This window comes from Azonexus sp., assembly GCF_041909095.1.
Lineage (GTDB): Bacteria > Pseudomonadota > Gammaproteobacteria > Burkholderiales > Rhodocyclaceae > Azonexus.
In genome coordinates this window covers 1-15,151 of sequence record NZ_JAYREB010000013.1, presented here as the reverse complement: position 1 = coordinate 15,151, position 15,151 = coordinate 1, and the positions used below count along the sequence as shown (strand labels likewise).

The window sequence follows — 15,151 nt, the reverse complement described above, 5'->3', positions numbered from 1 at the left end:
GCAGGAGGGCTTGAGGGCGATGGTGATGCAGGCGCATCAGTGGACCTGGGGCATTAACCAGTGGGTGGAATACCTGCGCGACAAGGAATTGCCGGTGCTGCCGACGACCGCGGCGCGCTTGGCCGCCTTGCGCGACGGCGGCGAGGCGGCGCGCGAAAACCTCTCGGCGCGGGATCTGGTCGATATCGTCTATGGCGATCCCTATCTGGCGCTGAAGCTGCTACGCCGGGCCGAGGAGCGGCGTACCCGGCAACTGGGGCACGACACGACGACGCCGCTGGCGGCTGTGCTACAAACCGGTTACGACGAGTTGCAGGCGCTGGTCGCCAACAGCCGGCAGTCGGTGGATCTGCTGCCTGGTTGCCACGCTTGCGAGCAGCGCGCGGTCCTTGCTGCCGTCCTGGCGCGGGCCTGGGCAACGCGCCGGGTGGACGTGCTGCCCGACGAAGTGGCGATGGCGGCGCTGCTGGCGGAAATCGGCGAACTGCTGCTGTGGCATTTCGCGCCGGAAATGACCGACAAGGAAGTTGCCATCTACCAGTGGAACGAGCGTTATTGGGCGCTCCAGCAGCGTACCTCGGAGATGGATTTCAGCTTCCGCCAGCTGACCATGGCGCTAGCCCAGTCCTGGGGGCTGCCGACGCTGATCGTCGCCCTGATCAAGGGCGTCGACAGTCCGCGCGCCAATCTCGCCCGGCTCGGCCACGAGGCGGTCAAGGCGGTGATCGGCGAAGCCAGCACGCCGGAACTGCTGGTGCTGCTGCAGGAGGTCGGCGCCTTGTTGCCGGCGGTTGATCTGCTGGCGATCGCCGAACCGCTGCCGCTTGCCGATGAAGCGCGCACCGCCTTGCAGGCGGCGATTGCCGCCGCCCGGGCAGGGTCAGGCGAGCAGTCGGTGCAGGGTGTTGATCAGGCTTGAACACTGGGCGTCGCTGCCGACCGTGATGCGCAGGAACTGATCGATGCGCGGCTGCCGGAAATGGCGGACGATGATGTGTTCGGCACGCAGCGCCTGCGCCAGTTCGCCGGCATCGCGTTGCGGGTGGCGGGCAAAGATGAAGTTGGCGGCGGACGGCAGGACGTCGAAACCGAGTTCGGCCAATTGACCGACCAGCGACTCGCGGCTGGCGATGACTGCGGCGCAGCACTGCTGGAAGTAGGCCTCATCCTCGATCGCGGCGACGGCGCCGACGATCGCCAGGCGGTCGAGCGGGTAGGAGTTGAAGCTGTTCTTGACCCGCTCCAGCGCTTCGATCAGGTCCGGGTGGCCGACCGCGAAGCCGACGCGCAGGCCGGCCAGCGAACGCGACTTGGACAGCGTGTGGATGACCAGCAGGTTGTCGTGTTTCTGCGTCAGCGGGATGGCGCTTTCCCCACCGAAATCGATGTAGGCTTCATCAACGACGACGACGCAGTCCGCATTGGCGGTGACGATGCGCTCGACGGCATCCACTGTCAGCAGGCGGCCGGTCGGCGCGTTCGGATTGGGGAAGATGATGCCGCCGGGCTTCACCTCGCGGTCGATGTAGTCAGCCGGGTCGATCGAGAAATCGGCGGCGAGCGGCACGGCGACGTGGTCGACGCCATAGAGCCCGCAATACACCGGGTAAAAGCTGTAGGTGATGTCCGGGAAGAGGATGGGCGCGTCGTGTTTCAACAGTGCCAGGAAAGCGTGCGCCAGCACCTCGTCGGAGCCATTGCCGACGAAAACTTCGCGCGCGCTGACGCCGTAACGCGCGGCAATCGCGTTCTTCAGCAGGTCGGCGTTGGGGTCCGGGTAAAGGCGCAGGCGGGCGCCGTCGTCGCCGAGTTCGGCGCGGATCGCCTCGACCACCCGCGGCGACGGCGGGAACGGGTGCTCGTTGGTATTGAGCTTGATCAGTTTGGCGATCTTCGGCTGTTCGCCGGGGACGTAGGGGGTGAGGTCGCGGACGACCGGGCTCCAGAAGCGGCTCATCGGTATTTCACGCAAGTGTAAAAGATGGGCGAAATGGTATCATGCCCCTCCAGTTCATCGTTTTTCAGCCAATTTTCCATGCGGCAAGCCGAAGTTACTCGCAATACCCTGGAAACGCAGATCACCGTCAAGGTCAATCTCGACGGTAGCGGCCAGGGCAAGTTCGCCACCGGCGTTCCCTTCCTCGATCACATGCTCGACCAGATTGCCCGGCACGGCCTGATCGACCTCGACATCGACGCCAAGGGCGACCTGCACATCGACGCGCACCACACGGTCGAGGACATCGGCATCACCCTCGGTCAGGCGCTGGCGAAAGCCTGGGGCGACAAGAAGGGGCTGACCCGTTACGGGCACAGCTACGTGCCGCTCGACGAGGCGTTGTCGCGCGTCGTCATCGACCTTTCCGGTCGTCCGGGGCTCGAATTCAACGTCGATTTCACGCGCGCCGTGATCGGCCAGTTCGACGTCGATCTGGTGTCCGAATTCTTCCACGGCCTGGTCAACCATGCCGGCATGACGCTGCATATCGACAACCTGCGCGGCAAGAACGCGCACCATCAGGCGGAGACCGTGTTCAAGGCCTTCGGCCGGGCGCTGCGCATGGCGGTGACGCCGGATGCGCGGATGGCTGGCTGCATGCCGTCGACCAAGGGCACGCTGTGATGGCCGGCCGGACGATCGCCGTCATCGACTACGGCATGGGCAACCTGCGTTCGGCCGCCAAGGCGGTCGAGCATGTTGCCGCCGGCGCCAACGTCGTTGTCACCGCTGACCCGGCCGTGGTTGCTGCTGCCGAGCGCGTCGTTTTTCCGGGCCAGGGGGCGATGCCCGACTGCATGCGCGAACTCGACGCCCGCGGCCTGCGCGAGGCGGTGCTGCAGGCGGCGCGCGAAAAGCCCTTCCTCGGCATCTGCGTCGGCGAACAGATGCTGTTCGAAAAGAGCGAGGAAGGCAATGTCGCTGGCCTTGGCATTTTTCCCGGTGTAGTCCGGCGTTTCCCCGAGGCGCGCATGGTCGATGCCAGCGGCCAGCGCCTGAAAGTCCCGCACATGGGCTGGAACGAAGTCCACCAGCGGCCGCATGCGCTGTGGGCGGGAATCGCCGACGCATCGCGCTTCTACTTCGTGCACAGCTACTGCGTGCAGGACATCGACCCGGCGCTGACCGCCGGTGTTACCGACTATGGCCTGCCCTTTACCTGTGCAGTGGCGCGGGATAATATCTTCGCGGTCCAGTTCCATCCTGAAAAAAGCGCCCGCGACGGTTTGCAGCTCCTGAAGAACTTCGTCGAATGGCGCCCCTGAACGGCACCCTCCGGAAATTCCCCCTCGCAGATATCTTCCCATGCTGATCATTCCCGCAATTGACCTGAAGGACGGACAATGTGTCCGCCTCAAACAGGGCCTGATGGAAGAGGCCACCGTCTTCTCCGAGAGCCCGGCCGAACAGGCCCGGCACTGGCTTGAACAGGGCGCGCGGCGCCTGCATCTGGTCGATCTCAATGGCGCCTTCGCCGGCAAGCCGAAGAACGCCGCGGCGATCAAGGCCATCCTGGCCGAAGTCGGCGACGAAATCCCGGTCCAGCTCGGTGGCGGCATCCGCGATCTCGACACCATCGAAGCCTGTCTTGACGGCGGTCTCTCCTACGTCATCATCGGCACCGCGGCGGTGAAGAATCCAGGTTTCCTGCACGATGCCTGCACCGCTTTCCCCGGCCACATCATCGTCGGCCTCGACGCCAAGGACGGCAAGGTGGCGACCGACGGCTGGTCGAAGCTGACCGGCCATGATGTCGTAGACCTCGGCAAGAAGTACGAGGACTACGGCGTCGAGTCGATCATCTACACCGACATCGGCCGCGACGGCATGCTTTCCGGCATCAACATCGAAGCCACCGTGCGCCTGGCGCAGGCGCTGACCATTCCGGTGATCGCCTCGGGTGGCCTGTCCAACCTCGACGACATCCGCAAGCTGTGCGCGGTCGAAGGCGAGGGCGTCGTCGGCACCATCGCCGGTCGTGCCGTCTATGATGGCTCGCTCGACTTCAAGGCCGCCCAGGAACTCGCCGACGAGCTGGGCGCCTGATGCTCGCCAAACGCATCATTCCCTGTCTCGACGTCACCGCCGGTCGGGTCGTCAAGGGCACCAATTTCGTCGGCCTGCGCGATGCCGGCGATCCGATCGAGATCGCCCGCCGCTATAACGAGCAGGGTGCCGACGAAGTCACCTTCCTCGACATCACGGCGTCGTCCGACCAGCGCGACATCATCCTGCACATCGTCGAAGCCTGCGCCGAGCAGGTCTTCATTCCGCTCACCGTCGGTGGCGGCGTGCGCAAGGTCGAGGACGTGCGTCGCCTGCTCAACGCCGGCGCCGACAAGGTGTCGATGAACACCGCCGCGGTGCAGAACCCGGACCTGGTCTTCGATGCGTCGAGCAAGGTCGGTTCGCAATGCATCGTTGTCGCCATCGACGCCAAGCAGGTCGCACCCGGCCAGTGGCACGTGTTCACGCACGGCGGCCGCAACGACACCGGGCTCGATGCGATTGAATGGGCGAAGAAGGTCGAAGCACTGGGCGCCGGCGAAATCCTGCTGACCAGCATGGACCGCGACGGCACCAAGAATGGTTTCGACCTGCCGCTGACGCGCGGCGTATCCGACGCGGTGAGGATTCCGGTCATTGCCTCCGGCGGCGTCGGCAACCTGCAACACCTCGCCGACGGCGTTTCCGAAGGCCGCGCCGATGCGGTTCTGGCTGCTTCCATCTTCCACTTCGGCGAATACACGGTGCGTCAGGCCAAGGAATACATGGCTGCGCGTGGCATCGAAGTGCGACTGTAATGGCCGATCTCGATCACACCCTTGACTGGCTTGAGGCGCTCAAATGGGACGCCGACGGCATGATCCCGGCGATTGCCCAGGATGCCGCCGGGCGTATCGTCATGTTCGCGTACATGAACCGCGAATCGCTGCAGGAAACGGTGCGCAGCGGCAACGCGGTATACTGGTCGCGCTCGAGAAAACGACTGTGGCGCAAGGGCGAGGAATCTGGCCACTTCCAGAAGATTCGTTCGCTGCGCACCGATTGCGATGGCGACGTGCTGTTGCTGACGGTCGAGCAGGTTGGCGGCATTGCCTGCCATACCGGTCGCGAAAGCTGTTTTTTCAACGAGTTGCAAGGGGAACGCTGGGTTCCCGTCGATCCGGTTCTGAAAGATCCGAAGGATATCTATAAATGAGCACGCACGACATTCTGCATCGTCTGTCCGAAACCCTGGCGTCGCGCCGTCACGCCGACCCGGAGAAGTCCTACACCGCCAAGTTGTTTGCGGATGGGCCGGATTCGATCCTGAAGAAGATCGGCGAGGAATGTGCCGAACTGATCATGGCCGGCAAGGATGGCAAACGCCTGAACATCGTCCGCGAATCGACCGACGTCGTCTATCACATTCTGGTCCTGCTCGCCTTCTACGGCCTGTCGATCGAGGATGTGTCGCAGGAAATGCGGCGCCGTGAAGGGATTTCCGGCATCGACGAAAAGGCCTCGCGGAGCGCCGGCAAGTGAGCGACTGCCTGTTCTGCAAGATCGTCGCCGGGCAGATTCCGGCGCAGAAGGTGTACGAGGATGAACTGATCCTGGCTTTCCGCGACATCCATCCGCAGCGCCCGGTTCATATTCTCGTCATCCCGAAAAAGCACATTACGTCATTGGCCACTGCTGCCGCCGAGGATGTCGACATCCTCGGCCGGATGCTGCTCAAGGCCAACGAGATCGCGGTTGCCGAAGGCAGTCCCAACGGTTTTCGTGTCATCATCAACACTGGCGAGGTGGGGCAACAGGAAGTGCCGCACCTGCACATGCACATCGTGGGCGGTCCCGATCCGGTCGGCCCGATGCTCAAGCGAATCTAGGAGACAACTATGGGTAGCTTTTCCATCTGGCACTGGCTGATCGTTCTGGTCATCGTCATGCTCGTTTTCGGCACCAAGAAACTGCGCAACGTCGGTCAGGATCTGGGCGGCGCGGTCAAGGGCTTCAAGGACGGCATGAAGGAGGCCAATGCCGACAAGCCGGCGGAAGGCGCGCAGCCGACGCAACAGGTTGGCGGGCAGACGATCGACGTCGAAGTCAAGGAAAAGACCCGGAGCTAAGCGGGCTGGTGATGGCGCGGAATTGACGCGGCATCGCCTGGCACCCATCTTCCCATGTTCGATATCGGCTTTTCCGAACTGATGGTGATCGGCATCGTGGCCTTGCTGGTCATCGGTCCTGAACGCCTGCCCAAGGTGGCGCGCACGCTCGGGCATCTGCTCGGCCGCGCCCAGCGTTACGTCAACGACGTCAAGTCGGACATCAACCGCGAAATGCAGCTCGACGAGTTGCGCAAGCTGCAGGCTCAGGTCAGTGAATCGGCACGCTCGCTGGAAAGCTCGGTACGCCAGGAGTTCGACGCCGTCGAGCGCAGCGTGTCGACGCCGGTGCAGGCAGCGATCGACGATCTGCAGGCGGGGGCAAGCAAGCTCGAGCCGGCGGTTGCCGCGCCGGCCGCTGCTGCTGACAGGAGCGACAAGGCGGCATGAGCGAAACCCTGCAGGAAGAATCCTTCATCTCGCATCTGGTCGAGTTGCGCGACCGTCTGTTGCGCAGCCTGATTGCGATTGCCGTCGTGATGGGCGCACTGGCCCTCTATCCCGGTCCCGGCGCCATCTACGACTTTCTCGCCGCGCCGCTGACCAGCGCTCTGCCGGAAGGCACCAAGATGGTGGCGATCGGCGTCGTCACCCCCTTCATGGTGCCGCTCAAGGTCACCGCCATGGTGGCTTTCGTCGTTGCCCTCCCGTTCATCCTCTTTCAGGCCTGGGGCTTTGTCTCGCCCGGGTTGTACGAACATGAGCGCCGGCTGGGCATTCCGCTGATCGTTTCGAGCACGCTGCTGTTCCTGCTCGGCATGGCGTTCTGCTACTACTTCGTGTTCGGTCAGGTCTTTCATTTCATTGCCGGTTTTGCGCCGAAAAGCATCACGCCGGCGCCGGATATCGAAGCCTACCTGTCCTTCGTCATGACCATGTTCCTCGCCTTCGGCCTCGCTTTCGAGGTGCCGGTGGCGCTGGTCGTGCTGGTCAAACTGCGTGTCGTCAGCGTCGAGAAACTCAAGGAATGGCGTTCCTATTTCATCGTCGGTGCTTTTGTCGTCGCCGCCGTGGTCACGCCGCCGGACGTCGTGTCGCAACTGGCGCTGGCGGTCCCGATGTGCCTGCTTTACGAACTGGGCCTGCTGGCGGCCCGTCTGGTTTCCAAGCCGGCACCGGAGAGTGCCGACGACGAAGCCGCAGCCAAGGTCGAAGCCGAACTCGACGCCGAAATGGCGCAGGCCGAAGCGGAATTCCGCAAACTGACCGAGAAGTAAGCGTCAGCGACGTGCTGGCCCGGGCTGGGTCGGGCAATGCCCGACCACCGTGCCATCGTGAAAACGCCACAGGCTGCCGGGCGGCATCTCCGTCCAGGCTTCGTTGTCGGTTAGCGGCTGGGTAGCGATTACCGCCACGCGATCCTTCTCCGTTGTTACCTCGCGGAAATCGACCGTGAGGTCCTGGTCCTTCAGGTGGGCTTCGGCGAAAGGCGCCTGGCGCACGATGTAGCTGAGCCGCGTCGAGGCATGAGCGAACAGGCAGTCCCCGTTGGAGAGCAGGAAATTGCATTCGCCGTGTGCGGCGAGAATCAGCGTCAGTTCGCGCAATCTGTCGAACAGTGCGGCCGGCGCCACCGGGGCTTCACCGAAGCTGCGCCGGAATTCCTGCAGCAGCCAGCAAAAGGCGCGTTCGCTGTCGGTATCGCCGACCGGCAGGAAGCTGCCGTCCAGTTTCGGTGAAAAATCGAGCAGGTTGCCGTTGTGGGCAAAGATCCAGTAGCGTCCCCAGAGCTCGCGCATGAACGGGTGGGTGTTCTCGAGCCGTACTGTTCCCTGCGTTGCCTTGCGGATATGCGCGATCACGTTCTGCGAGCGGATCGGGTAGCGGGCGACCAGTTCGGCAATCGGCGAACGGGCCGAGGGCTGTGGGTCGAGGAAGAGGCGGGCGCCGCGCTGCTCGAAGAAGGCAATGCCCCAGCCGTCGGCGTGCACGTCAGTGGCGCCGCCGCGCGCCTGGAAGCCGGAAAAGGAAAAGCAGATGTCGGTCGGCACATTGCAGTTCATGCCGAGCAACTGGCACATCCGGCTTACTCCGCGTTGCGCAAGGGCGGGCGCTTGCCGATGCCGACCTGCAGTTCGAGGATGTTCTTGTCGCGGCGCAGGCGGAAGGCGGCGCGGCTCTCCGGCTTGAGTTCGGCGATCAGGTCGAGCATCACCTGCGGGTCGCTGACCGGCTTGCCGTCGATCGACAGCAGGACATCGCCAGGGCGGATACCCGCCTTGTCGGCCGGGCTGCCGCGCACGACGCCGGCAATCAGTGAGCCTTCGGTGCCTGGCAGGCCGAAGGACTCAGCCAGTTCGGCGGTGATTTCCTGGGCTTCGACGCCGATCCAGCCGCGCGTCACCGAGCCGTTCTCGATGATCTGCTCCATGATGCTGCGGGCGCTGGAGGCGGGGATCGCGAAGCCGATGCCGTGGTTGCCGCCGGTGCGCGAATAAATTGCGGTATTGACGCCGACCAGGTTGCCGGCGGCATCGACCAGTGCGCCGCCCGAGTTGCCAGGGTTGATCGCGGCGTCGGTCTGGATGAAGTTCTCGAAGGTATTGATGCCCAGATGCGAACGGCCGAGCGCGGAAACGATGCCCATCGTCACCGTCTGACCGACGCCGAAGGGATTGCCGATGGCGAGCACGACATCGCCGACGCGCAGCTTGTCTACCTGACCGAAGGTGATTGCCGGTAGATCCTTGGCGTCGATACGCAGGACGGCAAGATCGGATTCCGGGTCGCTGCCGACGATGCGGGCGCGGTAGGTCTTGCCGTCATTGAGTGAGACCTGGATGTCGTCGGCAGCTTCGATGACGTGGAAATTGGTCAGGATGTAGCCGTTCTGACTGACGATGACGCCCGAGCCAAGGCCGGAGTTGCGCTGGCTTTCGCCGTCCGGGCGGTCGCCGAAGAAGTGGCGGAAGATCGGGTCGTCGAACAGCGGATGGCGTTGCTGGCGCACCTGCTGCGTCGTGTAGATATGCACCACCGAGGGCAGCGCGGCACGCGCCGCATCACGGTAGGAACCGGCTGGCGCTTCCTGATCATCGTTGCTGGGCAGCACCGTCTGCAGGGCGACCACGCGCTGTCCGCGGCTGGGCAGCCACTCCGGCTTCAGCGTCGATAACGTGAAGAGGACAGCCACCGCAACGGTGACGGTTTGTGCAAAAATCAGCCACAACCTGTGCATGAGTGTGCGAGACAATGAGACTCGAAGAGTTGGCGCGGTATCTGGATGAGTTGTTGCAGGCCGCGAAGTTCCGGGATTATTGCCCAAACGGCCTGCAAGTGGAAGGTCGGGGCGAAGTGCGGCGTATCGTTGCCGGGGTGACGGCCAGCCAGAAATTGCTGGATCTGGCGGTTGCGCGCGGTGCCGATGCGCTGCTCGTTCACCACGGTTATTTCTGGAAAGGCGAGGACGCCCGCGTCACCGGCCTGCGCCGGCGCAGGCTGGCCACCCTGCTCGGGCACGACATCAGTCTGCTGGCCTATCACCTGCCGCTCGATGCACATCCCGAACTGGGCAACAACGCGCAACTCGCTGCCCGTTTCGGCTGGCAGCCGGAAGGGCATTTCGGCGAGCAGGAGATTGGCTGGTTCGGCAGCCTGCCGGCGCCGGCGCCGCTCGCCGAAGTGGCGGCCAGTGTCGCCGCGGCGCTCGGCCGGCAGCCGCTGGTGCTGGGCGATCCGGCGCGCCGTGTCAGGCGGGTGGCGTGGTGTTCCGGTGGGGCACAGGGGTATTTCGAGCAGGCGATCGCACTCGGCGTCGATCTGTATCTGTCCGGCGAAGTTTCCGAGCCGACCCTGCATCTGGCCGAGGAGAGCGGTGTCGCCTACCTGGGCGCCGGCCACCATGCCACGGAACGTTATGGGGTGCAGGCGCTGGCGGCGCACCTGACGCAGGCGCTGGGTCTCGAATGCGAGTTCATCGATCTTGATAACCCGGCATGAGGCGACCGATACGTTGCAGCAGCAGGGCGCTCAAGGCGCCGCCGATCAGCGTGCCGAAGATCAGCTCCAGCCACTGCCGCCAGAACGGCGTTTCCGCTTTAGGCAACTGCTCGCTGGCCATCGCGCCAACCGGGCCGGCTGCCGGCGGGTCGGTGAGGACCATGGCCAGTTGCAGTTCATGGCGGGCGTTCTGCGCTTCGTTTTGTAGTTCGATCGCCTGATCGAGGGCCTGCAGGCTGTCGTTGAGGCGGGCCAGGCTGGTTTCCATGCGCAGCAGGCGGTCTTCGGTGGCAGCAAGCTCGCTGTCGCCAGGCAGGCTGGACAGCTGGTCGCTGACCACCAGGCGGTCGGCCTGCCGCTGGTTTTCCTCGGCGAGTCGCTGCAGTGGGCTGGGGGCGCCGCTGGCGGCGTGCCGGGTTTTCTTGCCGCTACCGGCCGCGCGCTGTTTTTTTGCCGGGGGACTGGCAGCGTCGTTGGGGCGTGCCGCAGTGCCCGGCGTGCCGCCGCCGCTATCGTCCGCAATCTGGCTCGCTGGCAGCTGGGGCATGACGAAATAGTCTCGCTGCAGTTCCGTGCCGCAGTCGGCGCGTACCCTTAGCATGGCCAGCGGTTCCTTCAGCACGGCATCGCCGACGATGTGCAGGAGCAGGCCGTCGCGGCGCTTTTCCAGCAGCAGCCGGGCACGTGCAATGACCGGCAGTTCGGCGTCGTGAATCGCTGTCAGATGGAAGCAGTTGCTGTCGAGCGTTTCGCTGGCGCTGGCGGAGACCGGGATTTCCGCGCGTAGCGGTTCGCCGAGCTGGGAATGTACGGTCAGTTCTCCGAGTCCGGCGGCGAGGCCGGGCAGGGGAAGCATGAGCAGGCTGAGGAGCAGGGTCTGGCTGGGCTTCACGGGGAGAAACGGGCTAACATGGCAGGCTGTGATGGCGAAAGTATTGCACATTTGCCGCTGAATGACGGGATCATTTATGCCTTTTTTCTTTCCTCCTCATCCTCAGCCAAGCTTGCCGGTGGTCGGCAGCGAGCTGCGTTTTCCGGTCCGGCGGATCTTCTGCGTCGGTCGCAACTATGCCGAGCATGCCCGGGAAATGGGGGCGCTGGCCCAGGCCGAGGGGCTCGAGCCGCCCTTTTTCTTCACCAAGCCGGGCGACGCGCTGGTCGGTGGCGACGGCGAGTTAGCGGTGGCTTATCCGCCGCTGACCCGGAATCTGCATCATGAGGTCGAAATGGTCGTGGCGCTCGGTGCCGGCGGTGCCGATGTCGATGTTGCGGCGGCGCTCGGGCTGGTCTTCGCTTACGGCGTCGGGCTCGATCTGACGCGCCGCGACCTGCAGGCAATAGCCAAGGAAAAAGGCCATCCCTGGGACATGGGCAAGGGCTTCGACCAGTCGGCGGTGTGCGGGCCGCTGGCGCCGGTCGCCGAGGTCGGTCATCCGGCGAGCGGGGCGATCTGGCTCAAGGTCAATGGCGAGCTCCGGCAACGCGGCGATCTGGCGCAGATGGGCTGGCAGGTCGCCAACATCATCGCCAAGCTCTCCACGTTCGTGCGGCTGGAAGCCGGTGACCTGATCTACAGCGGCACGCCGGCTGGCGTCGGTCCGTTGCAGCGCGGCGATTGCCTGGAAGGTGGCGTGGACGGGCTGCCGGGTTTGCGCGCGCGCATCGTCTGAGCGGTTCCGCATGTCGCCGATGCTGAGCGCGATGCGCGACCTGGCGGCGCACGCCTTGCCGATCCTGATCGCCCAGCTGGCGTCGATCGGCATGATGGTGGTCGATACCGCGATCCTTGGTCACGTCTCTTCTGCCGATCTGGCGGCGGTGGCGATCGGCGGCGGCATTCATGTATCGCTGGTCTTCGGCCTGGTCGGCATCCTGCAGGCGGTGGCGCCAGTGGTCGCTCACTTGCATGGCGCGCGCCGGGATGACGAGGTGGCCGGTGTCCTGCAGCAGGGGTTCTGGCTGGCCTTGCTGCTTTCCCTGCCGGGAATTGCCTTCCTGCGTGCGCCGGATTTTGCGCTGGCGCCGTTTGCCATGGATGCCGATGTCGCAGCCAAGGTGCAGGACTATCTGGGCTGGCTCGCCTGGAGTCTGCCGGCAGCCCTGCTCTACCGGACCTTCTACGCCTTCTGCAATGCCTTGGGGCGGCCCCGGGTGCTGATGGGGATCGGCCTTGCGGCGCTGGCCTTGCACGCGTTGCTGGCCTGGGGGCTGGCTTTGGCGGGGTGGACGGGGACGGCGCTTGGCGTTGCCGGTTGCGCAATGTCGAACGTGGTGGTCGGCTGGCTGGCCTGTCTGGGAGCCGCTGTCTGGTTGCATTGCGGCGAACTGGGGCGGCGTTACCGGCCTTTCGCCGACTGGCAGGCGCCGCGCTGGAAAACCTGGCGCGAATTACTGCGCATCGGTTTGCCGATGGGCTTCTCCAATCTGGTTGAAATCACTGCCTTCACCTTGGTCAGCCTGTTCGTTGCCGGGCTCGGGGCAACCGTCGTTGCCGGCCATCGCATCGTCGCCAACCTGTCGGCGCTGACCTATATGCTGCCCCTGTCGCTGGCGATTGCGACGATGGCGGCGGTCGGTCAGGCGCTGGGCGCGCGCGATTTTCCGGGCGTCCGGGTGCTGGTCCGTGCCGGGATGGTGATGGCCGCCATCGGTTCGCTGGCGGTCGGGCTGCTCCTGTGGCTCGCTGCCGCGCCACTGGTCAACGCCTATACCGACGATCCGGCGGTGCGGGCGGTGGCTCTCGGCTTGATCGGCTATGTGGCGGTCTATCAGTTTTTCGACGCCCTGCAGACAATCGCCGGGCATGTCCTGCGTGCTTACCGAGTCACTTTTGCGCCGATGCTGATTCAGGCCTTCTGCTTCTGGGGTGTTGCGCTTGGCGGCGGGGCCTGGCTCTGTTACCGGGCGCCGACGCCGCTTGGCGTCGCCGGTTTCTGGCTGGCGGCGGTGGTCAGTTTGCTGGCGGCGGCCGTTTTGCTTCTGCCCTTGCTGGGGCGGGTGATGCGCTGGGCGGAAGAGGTTTCGTAATTATGAATTTTGGCGCGCAATAATTTGTTGCGCGCTGTGGTAAGATTTTCGGTTCAAAGAAGTAGAAAGTGGGCGACGCAGGGGGGAAGTCGACGTCGTCCAAATCTCACAACTCAACTCAACTCAACGCAAGGAAAGCGCATGAAAATTCACGAATATCAGGGCAAGCAAATCCTGAAGAAATTCGGCGTTACGGTTCCGCGCGGGATTCACTGCACGACCGTCGACGACGCAGTCAAGGCAGCTGAAACCCTGGGCGGCAAGGTCTGGGTCGTCAAGGCACAGATCCACGCAGGCGGCCGTGGCAAGGGCGGCGGCGTCAAGGTCGCAACCTCTCTGGAAAAAGTGCGCGAGTACGCCAGCCAGATTCTCGGCATGCAGCTGATCACTCACCAGACCGGCCCGGAAGGCCAGAAGGTCCGTCACCTGCTGATCGAAGAAGGCGCCGACATCCAGCACGAATACTACGTTGCCGCACTGACCGACCGCGCCACGCAATCGGTCGCCATGATGGCCTCGTACGAAGGCGGCATGGACATTGAAGAAGTTGCCCACAAGACCCCGGAAAAGATCGTCAAGGTCTTCATCAACCCGCTGGTCGGCATGACCGACGAGCAGGCCCTGACCCTGGCCAAGGGCATGGGCATGAACGAAGCCTCGATCCCGCAGTGTGTCGATACGCTGAAGAAGCTGTACACCTGCTACATGGAAACCGACGCTTCGCTGGCTGAAATCAACCCGCTGATCCACGAAGCCGACGGCACCGTCAAGGCGCTCGACGCCAAGTTCAACTTCGACTCCAACGCCCTGTACCGTCAGGAAGAGATCGTCGCCATGCGCGACCTGGACGAAGAAGACGCTGACGAAATCGAAGCTTCCAAGTTCGACCTGGCCTACATCTCGCTCGACGGCAACATCGGCTGCCTGGTGAACGGTGCCGGTCTGGCCATGGCCACGATGGACACGATCAAGCTGTTCGGCGCCGAGCCGGCCAACTTCCTCGACGTCGGCGGCGGCGCCACGACCGAGAAGGTCACCGAAGCGTTCAAGATCATGCTCAAGAACACCAAGGTCAAGGGCATCCTGGTCAACATCTTCGGCGGCATCATGAAGTGCGACACCATCGCCACCGGCGTCGTCGCTGCCGCCAAGGAAGTCAATCTGTCGGTACCGCTGGTCGTCCGCATGAAGGGCACCAACGAAGACCTGGGCAAGAAGATCCTCAAGGATTCCGGCCTGCCCATCATCTCTGCCGATTCCATGGCCGAGGCCGCCACCCAGATCGTTGCCGCGGTCAAGTAAGGAGCTAGCGAATGTCTATCCTGATCAACAAGAACACCAAGATCATCACCCAGGGCATCACCGGCAAGACCGGTCAGTTCCATACGGAAAAGTGCCAGGAGTATGCAAACGGCAAGGAATGCTTCGTTGCCGGCGTGAACCCGAAGAAGGCCGGCGAGTCGATCTTCAACATCCCCATCTACGCTTCGGTCAAGGAAGCCGCCGCTGAAACCGGCGCCACCGTGTCCGTCATCTACGTGCCGCCCGCCGGTGCCGCCGCCGCGATCTGGGAAGCTGTCGAAGCCGACCTCGATCTGGCCATCTGCATTACCGAAGGCATCCCCGTCCGCGACATGCTGATGGTGCGCAACAAGATGAAGGAAAAGGAAGCCAAGGGCGGCAAGAAGACCCTGCTGCTCGGCCCGAACTGCCCTGGCCTGATCACCCCGGACGAAGTGAAGATCGGCATCATGCCGGGTCACATCCACCGCAAGGGTCGTATCGGCGTCGTTTCCCGTTCCGGCACCCTGACCTACGAAGCCGTCGGTCAGCTGACCGAACTGGGCCTCGGCCAGTCTTCCGCTGTCGGTATCGGTGGTGACCCGATCAACGGTCTGAAGCACATCGACGTCATGAAGATGTTCAACGACGATCCGGATACCGACGCCGTCATCATGATCGGCGAAATCGGCGGTCCGGACGAAGCCGAAGCCGCCCAGTGGTGCAAGGCCAACATGAAGAAGCCGATCGT

The 15,151-nt window shown here is 64.0% G+C and carries 20 protein-coding genes; 16 read left to right on the top strand and 4 right to left on the bottom strand.

Features of this window, described 5'->3' with window-relative positions; translation table 11 throughout:
- The first annotated feature begins 25 nt into the window (after positions 1–25).
- Positions 26–919, top strand: coding sequence for an HDOD domain-containing protein (locus ACE3OV_RS17275; RefSeq protein WP_374328734.1), 894 nt, complete (start codon positions 26–28; stop codon positions 917–919).
- Here the strand turns inward: ACE3OV_RS17275 and hisC are convergent.
- Positions 881–1,957: a histidinol-phosphate transaminase gene (gene hisC / locus ACE3OV_RS17270; RefSeq protein WP_374328733.1), complete on the bottom strand. Its 1,077-nt coding sequence runs from the start codon at positions 1,955–1,957 to the stop codon at positions 881–883. The genes ACE3OV_RS17275 and hisC overlap by 39 nt on opposite strands.
- A gap of 78 nt (positions 1,958–2,035) precedes the next feature.
- On the opposite strand from hisC, the gene hisB reads away from it, so the two are divergent.
- The 10 genes from hisB to tatC are packed head-to-tail and all read left to right on the top strand — an operon-like array spanning position 2,036 to position 7,370.
- The gene (gene hisB, locus ACE3OV_RS17265; protein WP_374328731.1) at positions 2,036–2,623 is read left to right on the top strand and encodes an imidazoleglycerol-phosphate dehydratase HisB; all 588 of its coding nucleotides are present in this window, start codon (positions 2,036–2,038) and stop codon (positions 2,621–2,623) included.
- Positions 2,623–3,264 carry an imidazole glycerol phosphate synthase subunit HisH gene (gene hisH, locus ACE3OV_RS17260; RefSeq protein ID WP_374328730.1) on the top strand — a complete coding sequence of 214 codons (642 nt, stop codon included), beginning with the start codon at positions 2,623–2,625 and terminating at the stop codon, positions 3,262–3,264. Before hisB ends, hisH begins: the two co-directional genes overlap by 1 nt.
- A 40-nt stretch (positions 3,265–3,304) precedes the next feature.
- A complete protein-coding gene (hisA, locus tag ACE3OV_RS17255) occupies positions 3,305–4,045 on the top strand; it encodes a 1-(5-phosphoribosyl)-5-[(5-phosphoribosylamino)methylideneamino]imidazole-4-carboxamide isomerase (RefSeq protein ID WP_374328729.1) in 741 nt (246 codons plus the stop codon).
- Entirely contained in the window at positions 4,042–4,803 is a 762-nt protein-coding gene (gene hisF, locus ACE3OV_RS17250; protein WP_374328801.1) for an imidazole glycerol phosphate synthase subunit HisF, read from the top strand. Before hisA ends, hisF begins: the two co-directional genes overlap by 4 nt.
- Complete coding sequence (hisI, locus tag ACE3OV_RS17245; RefSeq protein WP_374328728.1) at positions 4,803–5,201, top strand: phosphoribosyl-AMP cyclohydrolase; 399 nt, start codon at positions 4,803–4,805, stop codon at positions 5,199–5,201. The genes hisF and hisI overlap by 1 nt, the downstream gene beginning before the upstream one ends.
- Positions 5,198–5,527, top strand: coding sequence for a phosphoribosyl-ATP diphosphatase (locus ACE3OV_RS17240; protein ID WP_028994443.1), 330 nt, complete (start codon positions 5,198–5,200; stop codon positions 5,525–5,527). Before hisI ends, ACE3OV_RS17240 begins: the two co-directional genes overlap by 4 nt.
- The gene (locus ACE3OV_RS17235) at positions 5,524–5,874 is read left to right on the top strand and encodes a histidine triad nucleotide-binding protein (protein ID WP_374328727.1); all 351 of its coding nucleotides are present in this window, start codon (positions 5,524–5,526) and stop codon (positions 5,872–5,874) included. The genes ACE3OV_RS17240 and ACE3OV_RS17235 overlap by 4 nt, the downstream gene beginning before the upstream one ends.
- A 9-nt stretch (positions 5,875–5,883) precedes the next feature.
- Positions 5,884–6,114, top strand: coding sequence for a Sec-independent protein translocase subunit TatA (gene tatA, locus ACE3OV_RS17230; RefSeq protein ID WP_374328726.1), 231 nt, complete (start codon positions 5,884–5,886; stop codon positions 6,112–6,114).
- A 54-nt stretch (positions 6,115–6,168) separates the two neighbouring features.
- Entirely contained in the window at positions 6,169–6,543 is a 375-nt protein-coding gene (tatB, locus tag ACE3OV_RS17225) for a Sec-independent protein translocase protein TatB (protein WP_374328725.1), read from the top strand.
- On the top strand, positions 6,540–7,370 hold the full coding sequence (gene tatC, locus ACE3OV_RS17220) for a twin-arginine translocase subunit TatC (protein ID WP_374328724.1): 831 nt from the start codon (positions 6,540–6,542) through the stop codon (positions 7,368–7,370). Before tatB ends, tatC begins: the two co-directional genes overlap by 4 nt.
- Before the next feature lie 3 nt (positions 7,371–7,373).
- On the opposite strand, the gene ACE3OV_RS17215 is transcribed toward tatC, so the two are convergent.
- Both ACE3OV_RS17215 and ACE3OV_RS17210 read right to left on the bottom strand, forming a co-directional pair.
- On the bottom strand, positions 7,374–8,174 hold the full coding sequence (locus ACE3OV_RS17215; protein WP_374328723.1) for a class II glutamine amidotransferase: 801 nt from the start codon (positions 8,172–8,174) through the stop codon (positions 7,374–7,376).
- Positions 8,175–8,179: 5 nt separating this feature from the next.
- Complete coding sequence (locus tag ACE3OV_RS17210; RefSeq protein ID WP_374328800.1) at positions 8,180–9,331, bottom strand: Do family serine endopeptidase; 1,152 nt, start codon at positions 9,329–9,331, stop codon at positions 8,180–8,182.
- Positions 9,332–9,345: 14 nt separating this feature from the next.
- Here ACE3OV_RS17210 and ACE3OV_RS17205 point away from each other — a divergent pair, with 14 nt between their 5' ends.
- Positions 9,346–10,092, top strand: a complete 747-nt coding sequence (locus ACE3OV_RS17205) for a Nif3-like dinuclear metal center hexameric protein (RefSeq protein WP_374328722.1) — start codon at positions 9,346–9,348, stop codon at positions 10,090–10,092.
- On the opposite strand, the gene ACE3OV_RS17200 is transcribed toward ACE3OV_RS17205, so the two are convergent.
- Positions 10,067–10,984, bottom strand: a complete 918-nt coding sequence (locus ACE3OV_RS17200) for a FimV family protein (protein ID WP_374328721.1) — start codon at positions 10,982–10,984, stop codon at positions 10,067–10,069. The genes ACE3OV_RS17205 and ACE3OV_RS17200 overlap by 26 nt on opposite strands.
- Positions 10,985–11,102: 118 nt before the next feature.
- Between ACE3OV_RS17200 and ACE3OV_RS17195 the strand changes: the two genes are divergently transcribed.
- The 4 genes from ACE3OV_RS17195 to sucD all read left to right on the top strand — a co-directional run.
- Positions 11,103–11,762 carry a fumarylacetoacetate hydrolase family protein gene (locus ACE3OV_RS17195; RefSeq protein WP_374328720.1) on the top strand — a complete coding sequence of 220 codons (660 nt, stop codon included), beginning with the start codon at positions 11,103–11,105 and terminating at the stop codon, positions 11,760–11,762.
- Positions 11,763–11,772: 10 nt separating this feature from the next.
- Positions 11,773–13,119, top strand: a complete 1,347-nt coding sequence (locus ACE3OV_RS17190; protein ID WP_374328719.1) for an MATE family efflux transporter — start codon at positions 11,773–11,775, stop codon at positions 13,117–13,119.
- Positions 13,120–13,260: 141 nt separating this feature from the next.
- On the top strand, positions 13,261–14,421 hold the full coding sequence (sucC, locus tag ACE3OV_RS17185) for an ADP-forming succinate--CoA ligase subunit beta (protein WP_374328718.1): 1,161 nt from the start codon (positions 13,261–13,263) through the stop codon (positions 14,419–14,421).
- 11 nt (positions 14,422–14,432) lie between these two features.
- On the top strand, positions 14,433–15,151 hold a 719-nt coding region (gene sucD, locus ACE3OV_RS17180; protein ID WP_374328717.1), incomplete at its 3' end, for a succinate--CoA ligase subunit alpha.

Coding starts and splice junctions, on each gene's coding strand:
- ACE3OV_RS17240 (WP_028994443.1), top strand. CDS start 5,198: ATGAGCACGCACGACATTCTGCATCGTCTGTCCGAAACCCTGGCGTCG.
- ACE3OV_RS17275 (WP_374328734.1), top strand. CDS start 26: ATGCAGGCGCATCAGTGGACCTGGGGCATTAACCAGTGGGTGGAATAC.
- tatA (WP_374328726.1), top strand. CDS start 5,884: ATGGGTAGCTTTTCCATCTGGCACTGGCTGATCGTTCTGGTCATCGTC.
- hisC (WP_374328733.1), bottom strand. CDS start 1,957: ATGAGCCGCTTCTGGAGCCCGGTCGTCCGCGACCTCACCCCCTACGTC.
- tatB (WP_374328725.1), top strand. CDS start 6,169: ATGTTCGATATCGGCTTTTCCGAACTGATGGTGATCGGCATCGTGGCC.
- ACE3OV_RS17205 (WP_374328722.1), top strand. CDS start 9,346: ATGAGACTCGAAGAGTTGGCGCGGTATCTGGATGAGTTGTTGCAGGCC.
- ACE3OV_RS17210 (WP_374328800.1), bottom strand. CDS start 9,331: ATGCACAGGTTGTGGCTGATTTTTGCACAAACCGTCACCGTTGCGGTG.
- tatC (WP_374328724.1), top strand. CDS start 6,540: ATGAGCGAAACCCTGCAGGAAGAATCCTTCATCTCGCATCTGGTCGAG.
- sucC (WP_374328718.1), top strand. CDS start 13,261: ATGAAAATTCACGAATATCAGGGCAAGCAAATCCTGAAGAAATTCGGC.
- hisB (WP_374328731.1), top strand. CDS start 2,036: ATGCGGCAAGCCGAAGTTACTCGCAATACCCTGGAAACGCAGATCACC.
- hisA (WP_374328729.1), top strand. CDS start 3,305: ATGCTGATCATTCCCGCAATTGACCTGAAGGACGGACAATGTGTCCGC.
- hisH (WP_374328730.1), top strand. CDS start 2,623: ATGGCCGGCCGGACGATCGCCGTCATCGACTACGGCATGGGCAACCTG.
- hisI (WP_374328728.1), top strand. CDS start 4,803: ATGGCCGATCTCGATCACACCCTTGACTGGCTTGAGGCGCTCAAATGG.
- ACE3OV_RS17215 (WP_374328723.1), bottom strand. CDS start 8,174: ATGTGCCAGTTGCTCGGCATGAACTGCAATGTGCCGACCGACATCTGC.
- ACE3OV_RS17190 (WP_374328719.1), top strand. CDS start 11,773: ATGTCGCCGATGCTGAGCGCGATGCGCGACCTGGCGGCGCACGCCTTG.